13 protein-coding genes are annotated in these 15,047 nt (G+C 67.3%); 4 read left to right on the top strand and 9 right to left on the bottom strand.

Annotation, left to right across the window (positions count from 1 at the left end):
• Window positions 1-5 precede the first annotated feature (5 nt).
• The 3 genes from OIN59_RS14780 to OIN59_RS14770 all read right to left on the bottom strand — a co-directional run bounded on the left by OIN59_RS14780 (window position 6) and on the right by OIN59_RS14770 (window position 2,255).
• Window positions 6-209, bottom strand: coding sequence for a YgaP family membrane protein (locus tag OIN59_RS14780; protein WP_063462336.1), 204 nt, complete (start codon window positions 207-209; stop codon window positions 6-8).
• Window positions 210-335: 126 nt separating this feature from the next.
• Entirely contained in the window at window positions 336-1,310 is a 975-nt protein-coding gene (gene thiL / locus OIN59_RS14775; RefSeq protein WP_274111590.1) for a thiamine-phosphate kinase, read from the bottom strand.
• 36 nt (window positions 1,311-1,346) lie between these two features.
• Window positions 1,347-2,255, bottom strand: a complete 909-nt coding sequence (locus OIN59_RS14770) for a LysR family transcriptional regulator (protein ID WP_274111588.1) — start codon at window positions 2,253-2,255, stop codon at window positions 1,347-1,349.
• A gap of 327 nt (window positions 2,256-2,582) precedes the next feature.
• Here OIN59_RS14770 and OIN59_RS14765 point away from each other — a divergent pair, with 327 nt between their 5' ends.
• Window positions 2,583-2,981, top strand: a complete 399-nt coding sequence (locus OIN59_RS14765; protein ID WP_274111586.1) for a tautomerase family protein — start codon at window positions 2,583-2,585, stop codon at window positions 2,979-2,981.
• A gap of 40 nt (window positions 2,982-3,021) precedes the next feature.
• On the opposite strand, the gene OIN59_RS14760 is transcribed toward OIN59_RS14765, so the two are convergent.
• The 4 genes from OIN59_RS14760 to apaG all read right to left on the bottom strand — a co-directional run bounded on the left by OIN59_RS14760 (window position 3,022) and on the right by apaG (window position 8,060).
• Window positions 3,022-4,146: a YbdK family carboxylate-amine ligase gene (locus OIN59_RS14760; protein ID WP_274111585.1), complete on the bottom strand. Its 1,125-nt coding sequence runs from the start codon at window positions 4,144-4,146 to the stop codon at window positions 3,022-3,024.
• Window positions 4,136-5,395 (bottom strand): cation:proton antiporter, encoded by a 1,260-nt coding sequence (locus tag OIN59_RS14755; protein ID WP_274111584.1) that lies wholly within the window; start codon window positions 5,393-5,395, stop codon window positions 4,136-4,138. Before OIN59_RS14755 ends, OIN59_RS14760 begins: the two co-directional genes overlap by 11 nt.
• 159 nt (window positions 5,396-5,554) lie before the next feature.
• Complete coding sequence (locus OIN59_RS14750) at window positions 5,555-7,570, bottom strand: site-specific recombinase (RefSeq protein ID WP_274111582.1); 2,016 nt, start codon at window positions 7,568-7,570, stop codon at window positions 5,555-5,557.
• An 82-nt stretch (window positions 7,571-7,652) separates the two neighbouring features.
• Window positions 7,653-8,060: a Co2+/Mg2+ efflux protein ApaG gene (apaG, locus tag OIN59_RS14745; RefSeq protein WP_274111580.1), complete on the bottom strand. Its 408-nt coding sequence runs from the start codon at window positions 8,058-8,060 to the stop codon at window positions 7,653-7,655.
• 88 nt (window positions 8,061-8,148) lie between these two features.
• Here apaG and rpe point away from each other — a divergent pair, with 88 nt between their 5' ends.
• Window positions 8,149-8,832, top strand: a complete 684-nt coding sequence (rpe, locus tag OIN59_RS14740) for a ribulose-phosphate 3-epimerase (RefSeq protein ID WP_094290388.1) — start codon at window positions 8,149-8,151, stop codon at window positions 8,830-8,832.
• Between the two features lie 41 nt (window positions 8,833-8,873).
• Here the strand turns inward: rpe and OIN59_RS14735 are convergent, their stop codons facing one another.
• Together OIN59_RS14735 and OIN59_RS14730 are read right to left on the bottom strand one after the other, a co-directional pair.
• Window positions 8,874-11,069 (bottom strand): sensor histidine kinase, encoded by a 2,196-nt coding sequence (locus OIN59_RS14735; protein ID WP_274111577.1) that lies wholly within the window; start codon window positions 11,067-11,069, stop codon window positions 8,874-8,876.
• A 166-nt stretch (window positions 11,070-11,235) separates the two neighbouring features.
• On the bottom strand, window positions 11,236-11,934 hold the full coding sequence (locus OIN59_RS14730) for a response regulator transcription factor (protein WP_121727901.1): 699 nt from the start codon (window positions 11,932-11,934) through the stop codon (window positions 11,236-11,238).
• A 228-nt stretch (window positions 11,935-12,162) separates the two neighbouring features.
• On the opposite strand from OIN59_RS14730, the gene OIN59_RS14725 reads away from it, so the two are divergent.
• Both OIN59_RS14725 and OIN59_RS14720 read left to right on the top strand, forming a co-directional pair.
• Window positions 12,163-13,512 (top strand): SPFH domain-containing protein, encoded by a 1,350-nt coding sequence (locus OIN59_RS14725; RefSeq protein ID WP_274111576.1) that lies wholly within the window; start codon window positions 12,163-12,165, stop codon window positions 13,510-13,512.
• A 2-nt stretch (window positions 13,513-13,514) separates the two neighbouring features.
• Complete coding sequence (locus tag OIN59_RS14720) at window positions 13,515-15,038, top strand: hypothetical protein (RefSeq protein WP_274111574.1); 1,524 nt, start codon at window positions 13,515-13,517, stop codon at window positions 15,036-15,038.
• The last annotated feature ends 9 nt before the right edge of the window (window positions 15,039-15,047 follow it).

Below are 15,047 nucleotides of genomic sequence, written 5' to 3'. Positions count from 1 at the left end.
GCAGGTCACTCGACAGGCTTGCGACCCACCATGGCGCAGGCGGGGCAGTAGCCAAAGGCGCCGCTCAGGATGCTGCCAACGCCCGAGGCGGCCAGTGCCAGGCCCAGGGGCGATGCGGACAGCCACCACAAGCCTGCAGCGATGAGGGCCACGCCCCCCACAACGCGCAACAGGCTTTCGGGGCGGGTGATGTTCTTGCGGTACAGCATGGTGAAAAGCTCCTGGATGGGGTGAAGGAGGGGCCAGCACAGGGCGCCTCCACCACCAAGAGCGCCGGGTTTCGCAAAAGGATTCATGGTTCGCGAAAAAAAGTCGCAGCCGGTCACTGCTGCCCGTTACCGGAAATGGTCAAACGAGGCGTAGCGGTGCTCCACGGGCTGGCCCTGCGCACCCACCAACTGCAGGCCGGGCTCGGCCAGCACCGTGCCAATGCGCGTGACGGGTGTGCCGCTGGCTTGCGACGCTGCAGCCACCGCGTCACGTCGGGCGGGCGGGGCCGTGAAGGCCAGCTCGTAGTCATCGCCACCTGCCAATGTGCATTGGTGGACTAGTTCAGCATCAAATTGGCTGCTAGCGCTTGATGAATAAGCGCTAGTAGCTATCATTTTTGAAGTGATGTGTGTGTTGATGCTCGCCCCGACGCCCGAGGCCTTGAGGATGTGCGACAGGTCGCCCAGCAGCCCGTCGCTCACATCCATGGCACTGCTGGCCACACCGCGCAGGGCAAGGCCCAGAGCCACGCGCGGGGTGGGGCGCTCCAGCCGCTGGCGCGCGTGGGCCAGCATGTCGGCGGGCAGGGCGATGTGGCCCAGCAGGGCTTCCAGTGCCAGCCGGGCGTCGCCGAGGGTGCCGCTCACATAAATGTCGTCGCCAGGCCGGGCGCCACTGCGCAGCAGGGCCTGGCCGGGGGGCACCTCGCCAAACACCGTGATGCAGATATTGAGCGGGCCCTGCGTGGTGTCGCCCCCCACCAGCTCGCAGCCGTGGGCATCGGCCAGCGCCAGCAGCCCGCGCGAGAAGCCCGCGAGCCAGGCTTCATCCACCCTGGGCAACGACAAGGCCAGGGTGAACGCCAGCGGGCGCGCACCACAGGCCGCCAGGTCCGACAGATTCACGGCCAGCGCCTTGTGGCCCAGGGCTTCGGGGTCCACGTCCGCAAAGAAGTGGCGGCCCTCCACCAGCATGTCGCTGGAGACGGCCAGCTGCATGCCGGGCGTGGGGCGCAGCAGTGCGCAGTCGTCGCCCACGCCCAGCGCAGCCTTGTGGATGGGGCGCGTGAAGTAGCGGGCGATCAGGTCGAACTCACCCATGGCGTCGCTCGGTGGTCCAAGAAAAGGTCAAAGGCATCAGGTACTGCTTTCTGTCTGAGAAAACCACGCTGCCCAGTGGTCGATGCAGGCCTGGATCTTGGGCAACCGGTGCCTGCGGGTGAGGGTGATGGCGTGGATGGGGCTGGGTTGCAGGTCCACGCAGTCGGCCAACACCGGTGCCAGCAGGCCCTGGCGCACCAGGGGCCCTGCAACCACCGTGGCCAGACGCGCAATGCCCAGGCCCTGCAGCGCCAAACGCGCGGTGATGGCCGTGCTGCCCGAGCGCCAGTGGCCCTCGGCCACCAGCACGTAGGGCTCTTCGTTGATTTGGAAGGGCCAGTGATTCAAAAACGCCACCGCGCTGTTGGTGATGAGCCGGTGCTGGCGCAGATCGTCGGGGTGCTGGGGCATGCCGTGCGCTTGCAGGTAGCCGGGTGTGGCGTACAGGGCGCGGGCCAGCGTGCCCAGCGGGCGCGCCACCACGGTGTCGGTCAGTGGCGTGCCTGTGCGGATGGCAATGTCGATGCCATCGCGCGCCATGTCGGCCATGCGGTCGTCCACCACCAGTTCCACGCGCAGTTGCGGGTGTTTTTGCTGCAGGCTGTCAAAGCTGGGGATCAGCAGGTGCTCGGCCACCACCGAGCTGGAGGCCACACGCACCCAGCCGCTGGGCTGGCTGCTTTGCTGGGCGAACTCGCCTTCGAGCTCGTCGAGTGCACCGGTGATGCGGCGGCAGTAGTCCAGAAAGGTCTGCCCCTCGGCCGTCATCGTGAGCCCGTGCGTGCTGCGGTGGACCAGCCGCGCGCCGCAGGATTGCTCGATGCGCGCCAGCGCGCGCGAGACTTGGCTCACTGGGGCATCGCGCTCGCGCGCCACGGCCGACAGCGAGCCCAAGTCGGCCACGCGGGCAAACAGGTGCATGTCTTCAAAGCGGATGTCGCGCATCGGGCAATGGTAACGGCGGGGCTTTGCAGTCCGCGCAAAGCCGTCTTGCACCACCGGCCGTTTCCGCCGCGCCCTGTGCTGCCTACAGTGGCTCCACCCCGAAAGGAATGCCATGAGTCCGTATCTGCCTCCCGACTTGCACCCCGACGACTACCAGCGCCTGCGCGATGCCGCCAAGTGTCACGCTCTGCAGTTGCGCCAGGAGGCGATCCGCGAAGCCCATGCCTGGGTGGCCCGGGGGCTTGTGCGCCTGACCCGACGGGTTCTTCATGCAATGCGGACCCCATACGCACCCTCCCACCTATCCACCCTGGAAGCGAATACGCCATGCCCACCCTTGTCCTGAAACTGACCCCGCTGCAAAACCCCGAGCGCTACGAGGCGCTGGCCAGTGCGCTGACGGACCTCACGGTCCAGCTATTGGGCAAACGCCGCGAGGTGACCGCCGTGGTCATCGACGACCTGCCTGCCGCGCGCTGGCACATCGGCGGTGCGCCCGTGGCGCAACCCACGGCCCTGCTGGAGATCAGCATCACGCAGGGCACGAACACCGAGGAGGAGAAGGCCGCTTTCATCGCCGCCGCGTTTGCCGAGTTGCAGCGCCAGCTGGCGGGTGATGGCGCGCTGGCTGCGGCCAGCTATGTGGTGGTGCGGGAGCTGCCAGCCAGCGACTGGGGCTATGGCGGGCGTACGCAGCAAGCGCGCAGATTGGCGCTGACTGCGTGAGCTGGCGAGCGCGTGAGGCGACCGGCTCGGGGCGTGCGGATCAGGCCGCTGCGCCGCGAAAGCGCTGTGCCGCCTGGCGGCTCACCTCGGCCAGTAGCTGCTCTTCACTTTGGCGCTGGCGCAGCCAGCGGGCATCGTTCTGCCCCGCCTCGACCTCGGTGCGCAGCATGTGCATGGCGCTCGACGCGCCCTGCACGGCCGCATGGCCAGCGATCTTGTCCATGGTGCGCAGGATGTGCTCGCGCAGCGGCATGTGGTCCCCCGTGGCCGGGTCCACATACACCGCGTCCATGCCAAAGCGGCAGGCCTGAAAGCGGTTGTAGGTGTACACGAGGTAGTCGTCCTCTTCGGGCATGAAGGGCTGGTCGGCCAGGAACCACGCGCCCAGCGACTGCACATAGCCCGCGAGGGCCGCAGCACGCTCGATGGTGAGCGGCGTGTCGAACACGCGGATCTCGATGGTGCCGAACTCGGGCTTGGGGCGGATGTCCCAGTAGAAGTCCTTCATGCTCTTGACCACGCCCGTGCGGGTCATCTTGTTGAAGTAGGTGGTGAAGTCGTCCCAGGTCAGCGCCATGGGGGCACGGCCCGACAAGGGGAACGCAAATACCGAGTTGAGCCGCGCCGAGTCAAACGCCGTGTCCTGCCCTTGTACATAGGGGCTGGACGCGGACAGCGCAATGAAATGCGGGATGTAGCGCGACATGCGGTGCAGCATCAGCAGCGCGGCATCCGCATCAGGGCAGCCGATATGCACATGCTGGCCGAAGATGGTGAACTGCTTGGACAGGTAGCCGTATAGCTCCGACAGCTCGCGAAAACGGGGCTTGTCGTAGATGCGGCGCTCGTGCCACTGCTGGAAGGGGTGCGTGCCACCGCCCACCACGGCAATGTTGAGCTTGTCGGCGCTTTTGACCAGCGCATCGCGGATGGGCGTGAGCTGGCCCAGCACCTCGCTGGCCGAGTGGCAGATGCCGGTGGAGATCTCGATCATGCTGTTCGTCATCTCGGGCACCACGCTGCCGGGCAGCGGGGTTTTCTTCATGAGGCGCAGCATGTCCTCGGCGTAGGGCGCCAGGTCGTAGTCGTTGGTGTTGACCAACTGGAGCTCCAGCTCGACGCCCAGCGTCAGCGGCTCGGAATGGTTGAAGGCTTCAAGACTCACGGCTGTTCTCTCCGTTGTTGCTGCGGGTCAGGGGCGCCCAGGGCTTGGAGCTTTCGCCCGCACGGTAAATGGCCACGGTGGCGATGACGGCGCCGAACACCTCCATCAGCAAGATGGCGGGCAGCGCCACACCGGCGATCACATGGCCGGTGGAAGGCGATGCAAGTACAAACTGCGAGGCAATCAGCAGGGCGATGGACGACATCGGCGTCATCGCGCAGCCCACCCACAGCGCCTGCTTCCAGCTGGCGCCGCTGCCCACATTGCCCAGCGCCACGCCCGTGGCCTTGGCCAGCAGGCGCACGGCGATCAGGGCCAGCACCACGCCAGCCACCGGCGCACTCCAGTCGGCCTGTGCCGCCACGGTGGACACCAGCACGAACATCAGCATGGTGAGCAGGGACGATGCATTGCCCAGCTGCCGTGGCCACGCCCAGGGGCGGGGGTTGAGCTGCTTGAGCAGCATGCCCCCCAGCAGTGCGGCCAGCGGCGCCGAGCCACCCATGTGCGCGGCCACCGCCGTGCCTGCAGCCACCAGGGCCAGAAACAGCATGGAGGTGTTTTCGCTGGTGGGGCTCATGAAGCGCAGCGCCATGCGCAGCGCCAGAGCCAGCACGGCGGCCACCACAATCGAAACGCCCAGCACCACCACCACGGGCGACACGGCCTCCAGCACCGTGAGGCTCTGGCGGTTGATGAGTTCTGCCTTCGCGCTGCCCAGCGTCAACGCATACAGCGTGGAGAGTGTGGTGAGCACAATGGCGCGTTCGGTCACCGGGCCGGCGGCGCGGGTGTCGGCCACTACGCGGGTCAGCACGGCAGGAGATGCCGCCAGTGCCACCAGGGCCAGCGGGCCCGCCGCCTGGGTGGGTAGCTGCAGCCACACCAGCACCCAGTACACGGCAAAGTAGGTCAGCATCGATTCGGCAATGCTCTGCACCAGCACCATGGGGTTGTGGCGGAACCAGCGCAGCGGGATGCGGCCGCCACATTCAAACAGCACGATGGCCACGCCCAGCTCCAGCAGGAACAGGCCAATGCCCTGCAGTGGCCAGACAGCGCCGCCAAAGCCCGCAAGGCCTGCCGCCGTGCCCACCAGCGAATAGCCCACGACCTTGGGCAGGCCGGTGTGGCGTTGGGTGAGATAGCCTGCCATGGCGGCCACCGCTAGCAGCAGTGACCATTGCACTGTGGGCAGCCCGGCCGAGGGGCGCAGCCACTGCGCCCAGAAGCTCAGGATTTCATTCATGTCATTGGACCTCAGCGTCAGACGGGCGCAGCCCGTCGGTGTGGAGACTCCGGCACACGGGCCGTCCGCAGGCGGGACGGGGTCGGCCGGAGCGTTGGTGCACCGAATTTACAGGCAGAAACACTCTGCCCGTGTAGGACAGAGGCGGCGGTTGCCGTTTCAACCCTGTGCCGGTGTGTGCACCGGGTGGTGCCGCTCGGGTACAAAAAAGCTCAGGGGCGCGGAGCGCAAGCGGGCGCGGATCGCTGCATAAATGCGCGCGCGGTCCACGCCGCTCACGTTCTGCGCGCGCAGCGCCAGACTGAAGGCCAGGTAAAAGCTCACCGACACATTCAGAGCGCCCAAAAACGGCAGCGATGCCATCGCCCACCAGAAGGTGGGCAACTGCAGCACTTGCAGGCCCAACGTAGCGCTGGCGGCGGCCATCTGGCCCGTGGACAGCGTGACGTGTCGCACATCCAGGCCCAGCCCAAAAAACGCTGCAAAAGCAGGCACCAGCCCCAGCATGAAGCCCAGAGAGATGTTGGCCGCAAAGCCCGACAGGTTCTCGCGCAGGAACCGAGCCCAGCGCGCAGCGCGCGCGGCACCCAGCAGCCCGGTGATGCGCGGGTTGTAGTGCAGGGCCGAGTCCATGCGGTGCAGCACAAACCAGTTCTCCGTCCAGCCCGCGATGATGCTGGACGCAAACAGCAGCACCCCGGTAAAGGCAGCAAAGAACAGCGAAGGCCCCAGCAGGTGCAGGGACTCGAACACATGCACGGCCTGCTTCTCGCTGATGGCCGGGCCGCCTGTGGCCAGCGCAATCAGTGCGGCCAGCGCCAGCACGGCCGGGAACACCACCAGCACGTTGCCCAGCACCGCAGCCACCTGCGAGCGCACCAGGTGGGTGATTTCGTCCACGAACGACTCGATGGCATCGCCAGCGCCCAGCTCCTTGAGCTTGGCCGCCATGGCGGGTGCCGTCATGGCGGGCTGTTTGGTGGCCACCGTGAAGTGCAGCAACTGGATCAACACAAAGCTCACGGCGTAGTTGATGCCCGCCATGAACCCGCCCCAGAAGGCCGACAACGCCAGCGCGTACAGGCCAAACTTGATCAGCGTGGTGAAGGCCATCAGCGCACCGCCCCCGGCCGCCTTGCGCAGCATGGAGTGGTATTCGGCGCTGGTGCGGGTGATGTAGTGCTCACCCGTCTCGGCGCTGCGCTCGGCCACCTTGGCCGCCAGCAGCGACGAGTTGGACGCCAGCAGCGCACGCAGGCTGCGCCGCTCCTGCCCCACCATCACCAACTGCGCCATGAGTTGCGCGGCTGTGGCGGCGGGCTGTGCCGACAGCAGGCAGTCGAGCAGCACCCGCACCCGCAAAATGCGCTCGCGCAGCTGCCGCAGGCGGAACACCAGCCCCACCGAGATACCGTTGTCCTCAAAATGGGTGTACACGGTGGCGGCCGCAGCGCGACACGACTCCAGCCGTTCGCGCAGGCGTTGGGCGGTTTCGTTGAGCCGGTCGGGGGTGCGCAGTGCGTGCAGCACTTCCACACGCAAGCTCTCCACATCGCGGATGAGCGCGTGGAAGGGCTGGGCCTCGCGTGCGGACTCGCTCATGCGCAGCCGCAGTTCGGGCGCGAAGCCGGTCGAGAGAATCTGCCCCGCGCAGTAGGTGATGGCGTCGAGCAAGGCTCTGTGCCAGCGTGTGGCGCCACCAGGGCTTTCGTCAGTGCCGTCCTGGGTCAGCAGCATCACCAGCCGGTTCAGGGTGACTTCGTCCAGTGCCGCGAGCCATTGGGCATCAAAGGCGCTGGGCAGGGCCAGCATGAAGAGCTCAGACGCGTCAATGGTCTCGGGGCTGCCCGGCAGCAGCTTGGTGCGCAGGCGCTCAGCGATCTCGCTCACCAGTGCAGTGCGGGGGGCAAAGCCAAAGTCGGCGAGCAACGTGGTGATATCCACCTGGTCCACCAACGTGGCCCACCAAGCCTGCAGCCGCTGTTGGATGTCGGGCCGTGCCGCGACCGCATCGATGAAAAGCTGCACCCGGCCCACGGCGGCGGACGCCGAGTCGCGCTCACCGCGCACCCAGTCCAGCAGGTGGATGAGCCACAGATGCCGATGTGCCAACGCAGCGGCCGGGTCCAGTGTCGCCAGCAGGCTGGCCAGGTCGGTATGGGCGCGGTTTTTCATCGCCGGGCCACCCCAAGATGAAAAACGGCCCCCTTGGGAGGCCGCGACCACACCAAGTGGGGGGCGCAGGGGCAATGGTTTTTCAATGCAGCACCCGACCGCTCAAAGGTTCGCCCGATGGGCCGTGGCTGATGGCCTCCAGCACGAACAGGGGCACCGGGGTGTTGAAGGGCTCGCCATCTTCGGCCACGCAATGGAAGGTGCCGTGCATGGTGCCACTGGAGGTGCGCAGCCGACAGCCGCTGGTGTACTGAAACGACTCCCCGGGCTTGAGCAGGGGCTGCTGACCGACCACGCCCAGGCCTTTGACCTCTTCGGTATGGCCGCGCGCATCGCTGATGATCCAGTGGCGCGAGATCAGCTGGGCGGGCGCGTCACCCGCGTTGGTCACGGTGATGGTGTAGGCGAAGCTGAACACCCCGGTGTCCGGCGCAGACTGCTCGGGCAGGTATTCGGGCAGCACTTCCACATCAAACTGGTACTTTGGCATGGGCCGCATGGTAACCGTGCCGCCCCATGGGTGGGCAACTCCCGGGTGTCAAAAACCCAGTGGTTCTGCGCTTTGCGACAATCGGGGGATGAGCCGCACCTTTCAAATCGCCCCCTCGATCCTCTCTGCCGACTTTGCCCGCCTGGGCGAAGAAGTGCGCAACGTCATTGCCGCTGGCGCGGACTGGATCCACTTCGACGTGATGGACAACCATTACGTGCCCAACCTCACTTTCGGCCCCATGGTGTGCCAGGCCTTGAAGCCCCATGCCAAAACGCCTGCGGGTGTGGCCGTGCCCATCGACGTGCACCTGATGATTCAGCCGGTGGACGCCCTGGCCGCTGCGTTTGCCGACGCGGGCGCGGACTACATCAGCTTCCATCCCGACGCCTCGGGCCATGTGCACCGCAGCATCCAGGCCATCCGCTCCAAGGGCGTCAAGCCTGGCCTGGTGTTCAACCCGGCCGCGCCGCTGGATGTGCTGGACTGGGTGATTGACGACATTGACCTCATCCTCATCATGAGCGTGAACCCCGGCTTTGGCGGCCAGAGCTTCATCGACTCGGCCCTGCGCAAGATCGAAGCCGTGCGTAAGCGCATCGACGCCTCGGGCAAGGACATCCGCCTGGAAGTGGACGGCGGCATCAAGGCCGACAACATTCGCCGCGTTGCCGATGCGGGCGCTGACACCTTTGTGGCGGGCAGCGCGATATTTGGCAAGCCTGATTACAAGGGCGTGATCGACGCCATGCGGGTGCAGTTGGCGGCTTGAGGGCTGCTTGAGGGCGGGATGGCCCACCACTGCCGGTGGGGCTACCCCAGCCGCTGAAACGTCAACACAAACGCTACGCCGCCCTCGGTGTTACGGGCGTTGATGGTGCCGCCCATCTTGGCCATGTAGGTCTTGGCCACAAACAGGCCCTGGCCCCGGTGTTCGCCCTCGCCCAGCGGGGTGGGGCTATCCGGGTCTGACACGCCCAACTCAAAAATCCGCTCCAGCAGGTCTTCGGCAATGGTCGAGCCCTGGTTGTGCAGCGTGGCGCTGGCGGTGGACTCTGACGCCGTGAGCGTCAGCGTGATCGGGCTGCCCGTAGGGCGGTAGCGGTCGGCATTGCGCAAGATGTGGGTCACCACGTCTTCGAGCGCAAACTCGTCGGCCCGCACGATGACCGGGCCGGTGTGGCCAGTGCTTGGTGCGTACACCACATCCAGAATGCCCGCAAAGTGCGCGTTGTCGGCCACGTTGCGCAAGAAGGCATCCAGGTCCAGCCGCCCCTCGGGCACATCGGCGGCCTGCAGTGCCTCGGCGGGCGATGCCGTGCCATACAGCACATGGATGGCCTGCTGCATGCGCTGCACATAGCGGTGGCCGGGGTCTTGTGGGCCGTTCAGCGCCATCAGCGACTGCAGGGGCGACATGATCTCGTGCCCTACGGCGTGCCACATGTCGCGCTCTTGCTGGGCGCGCAGTTGCTCGCGCTGCAGGTCGTCCTTCACGCGCTGCAGCAGGTCGGCCAGGCCCCCGGCCAGAATGCCCAGCTCGTCTGAGCCGCGCAGGTCCGACACATCCAGGTCGCCCAGCCGGGGTCCGGTGTGGCCGGGCTGCACGTTGTACGACACCGCAGCGGCGCGGCGGGTGAGGGCCGTCACGCGGCGGATCAGGCCCACCTCCACCACCAGCCAGGCCAGCGCAATGGCGCCCAGCATGGCGCCCAGGTACCACGACAGGCGCGTGGCCACAGCGGCCAGGCCTTGTTCCACGCCGCGCAGGTGGCCGGTGAAGTTCACCACGTAGTTGCCGGTGGGCGTGTCCAGAATGTCCAGGGCCGTGGGGGCGGCGGGCGTGGCTGCTGCCGGGCCCACGCCTGCGGCCTCTAGTGGCAGCCAGCGGATCAGGCGCAGCAGCCAGGGCGCTGACGGCTCTGCTTGCACGTCCAAACCTTTGAGGGTGATGGCGCTGGCCTCGTCACTGCCCAGCTTGCGGATCTGCACACGCTCGCCCGGCAACAGGCTGCGCGCGAGGTCGCCCAGCGATGCGGCCAGTTGCGCGCCGGGCGCGTCGCTGTCAAACAGCGCTGGGGTGTCTTCGCCCGGTGCCAGCATCTCTACCCGCACGCGCATCTGCCCCAAGTCCTCCGGCGGCCAGACCAGGCGCTCGTCTTTGCGGAACAGGGCCTCGCGGAACAGCTCGACGGGCAGTCGGATGGAGTAGTGGGTGCGGCGCAGGCAGTCCGGGGTGGTGACGGTGGTGGCCTCGCCAGCGGGCGAACTGGCCGATGGGGGTGGCAGGTCGCGGCACTGGCCGTTTTGCCACAGCCAGCCGCGAAAGTCGCGCACCGGCCGCGCGCGGGCGTCGAGCTGCGGCGTGCCGTTGTCCACAAACCCCGTCAGGCGCCCGCGCACCGCCGTGCTGCCTTGCGGCGGCATGGCCTCGTACGGCGCAATCCAGCGGTAGGTGGTGCCGCGCATGTCCAGGCTGATGCGCGCACGGTGTGATTCTGCAGGCACCAGCGCACCGCGCTCGCGGGGCGTCAGCTCGCCCGCATAAAAGCTGCCCACCAGGTAGATGAAGCCGCCCGCATAGGGGTTGTTGCCAATCGCGGCGCAGACCGAGGCGCCGTCGGGGTACTGCACCGAACAGCCCGCCATCTCTACCGCCTGCTGCGATTTTTGCGGGTCGTCAAAGTCGATGGCGGCGTAGGGCAGCAGCAGCGGCGCCAGCGGCGTCACGCTCTGGCCCAGGTGGCTGGCATTGAGCAGCGCCAACTGGCCCGAGGGGTGGCGCAGCCGCGCCATGACCTCGGCCTGGCTGCGCACAAAACCGTGCTGGTAGGCCTGCCAGGCGCGCTCCTTTTCGTCCTTGAGCACCACCACGCTCAGCGCCACCGTGGCCAGTGCCAGCAGCACGAACACCCCGCGCACCAGAATGCGCAGGCGGAACGCGGGCAAGCCCAGGCGGGGCATTTCCAGACGCGATATTTCAAGTGCGGGGTGCAGTAGGCGTTTCACTCCATTCCTCTCGCGTGAAAGTACCGTGCAGGGCTGCCAAAACTGGCGTGGCCCAGGCCAGGGCCGCCGCGCAAGGGCCGCCCCGCCGCGCTGGCGGCGTCCCCCTGCCCGCATCGCGCAGCAATGCGAGAGCGGGGGGAAGGCCCGCAGGGCCTCAGGGGGGTGTTCACCTTCCCGTCCAGCGGAAGCCGCGCATGGGCACGTTCTCTATTCCCTCAAACCCAGGATCGACTTCGCGCAGCGCCTCGCGGATGGTGCTCACATGCTTGCGCACGTTGTCACGGTTGCGGCCGCTTTTCACCACCTCGAACAGTTCGTCATACGACACCACCTCGCCACTGCGCTGGTGCAGCGTGGCCAGGATGCGCTGGGCCGTGAGCGGCAGGTTGATGCGCTCGCCGCGCCAGGTGGGGGTGCGCTGCCACAGCGGGTCCAGCACCAGCGCATCGCCCACCGGGGCGGGGGCTGCGCTGGCTGGGGTCTGTGCCTGCGTGGTGCGCAGGATGTCGAGAAAAGTCTCGATGAAATCGGCCTCTTCAAACGTGGTTTTCTGCAGGTAGTCCCACGCGTCCAGCGCCTTCATGATGCTGCGGTAAATGGCCGCAGGCATGGCCGACACCACCAGCACCGGCGTGCCCTGGCGCAGCTTGTTGATGGCGTTGATGAGGGCCACGCCCGCATGGCGCTCGCGGCCTAACTCGATGTCGAGCACCACCGCGTCGTAGTGCTCGCGGGCCAGCGCGGCCTCGGCCTCGTCGCGGGTGAACCACTGGTCGATGACGATGCCGCTCTTCGCACTGCGTATCCACCCGGCCAATTGGTTGCTGGTGGGCAGGTCGTCTTCGATCACGGCAATGCGGGTCATGGGCAGGGCGGGCAGTAAAGGGTGGGCAGATTATCCCGGTGGCCGGTTCTGGCCGGTGTGAGTTTTTCTTCCGGGGCCGGAAGGTTCGTGCGGGCGGTGTGAGCGCATTGGGGGCCGCGCTGCATTGTTGCTTCCGGGGTAGATCCGAACAATCGGTCCTCAATGAGCCAGCCACAGCGGCGGCTCAGAAGCGACAACAACATCGAACCAACCCGAGAGAGAAACACCATGAAAGCCACCTGGAACCGCATCGTGCAGACCCTGAAGGGCCGCTCGTCCACTCCGTTGCCCGAAGCGGGTACAGAACCCGTGCTGGATGCTGAATCGCAAAGCCCTGTGGCAGCCGAGGCACGCGGTGCTGATGCCCCTCGCCTGAACTGGGCCTACCTGCTGCCCACCGCCCGCACCGTGCGCTGGTTGGCCGTTGGCACCGTGGTGGTAGCCGCAGGCTTGATGGTGTATCGCAACCCCCCGGTGCAACACCTGGCGCAAGGTGATTTGGGTGTGCGCCTGAACCAGTTCACCGGTGCGGTGAGCCTGTGGCGCGATGGCAGCGTGTGGGTGGTGCCCGGCCTGCACACGGTGCGCGTGTTCTCGCTGCGCGATCAGAGCTACCGCCCCGAAGCCATGCGCCAGGCCACGGGCAGCGCACCGCTGCAGTCGGTGGAAGGCCTGTCGCTGGGGCTGGACCTGAGCGTGCGCTACGCCCTGGACCCCAACTCTCCCGCCGTCAAGGCCGGCAACCTGCCCGACAACGTGGGTGTCGACATCGTGGAGCCCGCCGTGCAGGGCCTGGTCTACAAGGTGTTTGCCCGCTACACGGTGCGCGAAATTTTTTCGTCCAAGCGCGCCGAGATTGCGCAAATCATCGAAACCGAACTCCGTACCCGTCTGGCTGCGGATGGTGTCACGCTGCGCAGCCTGCAGATCGGCAAGGTGGACCTGCCCGCCGAGTACCGCCGGGGCATGGACAGCCTGCTGGCCGAAGAGCTGGCGTCCGAAAAAATGCGCTACACGCTGGAGCTGAAAGACAAGCGTGTGCGTGAAACCGAGCTGGACGCCAACGCCGACAAGGTGCGCCGCGAAGTGGCCGCCGAGGCTGCTGCCCGCGAGCAGGTCATCGCCGCCAAGGCCCAGGAAGAAGCCATGAAGCATGTGCTGCCCTTCAAGCAGCGCCAGATCGAGCAGCGCCAGCTCGAAGCTGAAGCTGAACGTGTAGCCCGCGTCAAAGCCGCTGAAGGCAGCGCCCAGGCCCGCCGTATCGAAGCCAACGGCGAGGCCGACGCCCGCCAGAAACTGGCCGAAGCCGAGGCCTACCGCATGGACCGCGTGGGCAAAGTCAATGCCGAGCAAATGGCCCGCGAAGGTGCACTGGTGACCAAACACCCGCTGCTCATCCAGAAGACGCTGGCCGACAAGCTGTCGGACAAGATCCAGGTCATCATCGCGCCCCCGCCCACCAATGGCGACTTCATCGGTGCCGCGCTGCTGGGCGGCAACCGCAACGCCCAGGCCGGGGCCGCACAGGCAGCAGCCGTGGCCGACGACGCCATCACCACCCAAGCCGTGGAGCAGTGAACATGAACGCCACCTTCGCAACTTTGTTGGCAGCCGTGGCCAGCGCTGCAGTGACCGTGGCGGCTGAGGCCGCCCCCCAGCCATTGCCCGGCGCCCAGGGCAGCGCCATCGTGGTGCAAGACCAGGCCAGCCTGCGCGCCGCCCCGCGTGACGGCGCGCAGCAGCAAGCCAGCCTGTGGCAGGGCGAGGTGCTGGAAGTGCGTGGCGAGCGCCTCGACTATTTGCAGGTGTGGGACCACAAGCGCGAGCGCGGTGGCTTCATCCGCGCCAGCGACGTGCGTCGCGTGGCCCTGACCGAGGCCGAAGGCCCCGCGCTGCTGGCCGTGATGCGCTTTGTGCAAGACACGCCGGGCGCCGAGGCGCTGGGCATTGGCCTCACCGCAGCCTATCTGCAAGCCGCGCCCGCCAAGGCTCTGGCGGGTGTGGAGGGCTCCCAGGCTTTCGATGCCCTCGGCACCTTTGCCGACCGGCTGGCACGCCGTGCCTCGGTGGCCGTGCCGGGCAAGACCTCGGGCGCCACGCTGTCGGCTCACCTGGATGTGGCCAATGGCTACGGCGTGCGTTTTGCCACCTACGAGGTCGAAGGCCGTATGCAGGTCTGCTACGAGGGCGAGGCCTTTCGCCGCCTGCTGGCCATGCCCTTGGCCGATGCCGAGCAGCGCGCCCGTGCCGTCCTGGCGCTGACCCGTCCCGAGTGCATCAATCCCGATTTGCCCGCGCACGAACGCGCCAAGGTCACCACCTGGCAAGCCGAGGTGCTGGAGCGCGTGGACGTGGCGGGCCTGCCCGGCTACCTGCGCAACCGGGTGCAGATGCGCCGCGCCAGCGTGTGGGGCGCCGCAGCCTTTCAGCAGGCGCGCAAGAGCGCGGCCGACCCAGCGGTGGCCGCTGCCGCCGCACGCGCCTTGACGGAATTCACCGGCGTGAGCAAGCCCGACTTGTCCGACGAAGACCAGAGTGCCTACAACGACGCCGCCATGCGTGTGAGTGCCGTGCGCTGGGCGCTGGTACCGGCCGCGGCGCCCGCTGCATCTGCCGCCAGCACCCGCCCCACGCTACTCACCGAGCCCGGTGCTCCCGGCGAAACCTGCGTGTTGCTGGTGGACGCGCAACACAGCGCCAAGACCCCGCTGCTGCGCCGCTGTACCTATGGCGTGGTGTGGGTGGCATCGGCCAGCACCAACCGCGAAGGCACCGCTGTGGCCCTGGCCGTGCAGCCCCTGGAAGGCTGGCGCGAGCTGTGGGTGCTGCGCAAGACCGAAGGCGGCTGGCTGGCCGACGTGCTGCCACCCGCTGCTGCCACCCCCGAAACCGGCGTGGCCGAATGGGCGGGCTGGGTGCCCGGCGGCCAGCAGATGCTGGTGGCGCGCGAAACCCGGGGCCAGGGCCGCTACCGCAAGAGTTTTGAGGTGGTGCGGCTGGAGGGCCTGACCACCGAGCGCGTGACGGGCGATGTGTCGGCTCTGCCCCTGTTTCAGCGTTGGCAAGACCCGGCCTGGAAGCGGCAGACGCTGAGCCTGCGTTGAGTGAGGCAC

The organism is Acidovorax benzenivorans, from assembly GCF_028680575.1.
GTDB classification, from domain to species: domain Bacteria; phylum Pseudomonadota; class Gammaproteobacteria; order Burkholderiales; family Burkholderiaceae_C; genus Acidovorax; species Acidovorax benzenivorans.
This window is presented reverse-complemented; position numbering and strand designations above follow the sequence as displayed.

Excerpts from the sequence above, each read along its gene's own strand:
- OIN59_RS14720 (WP_274111574.1), top strand. The coding sequence starts at position 13,515 with ATGAACGCCACCTTCGCAACTTTGTTGGCAGCCGTGGCCAGCGCTGCA.
- thiL (WP_274111590.1), bottom strand. The coding sequence starts at position 1,310 with ATGGGTGAGTTCGACCTGATCGCCCGCTACTTCACGCGCCCCATCCAC.
- OIN59_RS14750 (WP_274111582.1), bottom strand. The coding sequence starts at position 7,570 with ATGAAAAACCGCGCCCATACCGACCTGGCCAGCCTGCTGGCGACACTG.
- rpe (WP_094290388.1), top strand. The coding sequence starts at position 8,149 with ATGAGCCGCACCTTTCAAATCGCCCCCTCGATCCTCTCTGCCGACTTT.
- OIN59_RS14780 (WP_063462336.1), bottom strand. The coding sequence starts at position 209 with ATGCTGTACCGCAAGAACATCACCCGCCCCGAAAGCCTGTTGCGCGTT.
- OIN59_RS14765 (WP_274111586.1), top strand. The coding sequence starts at position 2,583 with ATGCCCACCCTTGTCCTGAAACTGACCCCGCTGCAAAACCCCGAGCGC.
- OIN59_RS14770 (WP_274111588.1), bottom strand. The coding sequence starts at position 2,255 with ATGCGCGACATCCGCTTTGAAGACATGCACCTGTTTGCCCGCGTGGCC.
- OIN59_RS14730 (WP_121727901.1), bottom strand. The coding sequence starts at position 11,934 with ATGACCCGCATTGCCGTGATCGAAGACGACCTGCCCACCAGCAACCAA.
- OIN59_RS14755 (WP_274111584.1), bottom strand. The coding sequence starts at position 5,395 with ATGAATGAAATCCTGAGCTTCTGGGCGCAGTGGCTGCGCCCCTCGGCC.
- OIN59_RS14725 (WP_274111576.1), top strand. The coding sequence starts at position 12,163 with ATGAAAGCCACCTGGAACCGCATCGTGCAGACCCTGAAGGGCCGCTCG.
- apaG (WP_274111580.1), bottom strand. The coding sequence starts at position 8,060 with ATGCCAAAGTACCAGTTTGATGTGGAAGTGCTGCCCGAATACCTGCCC.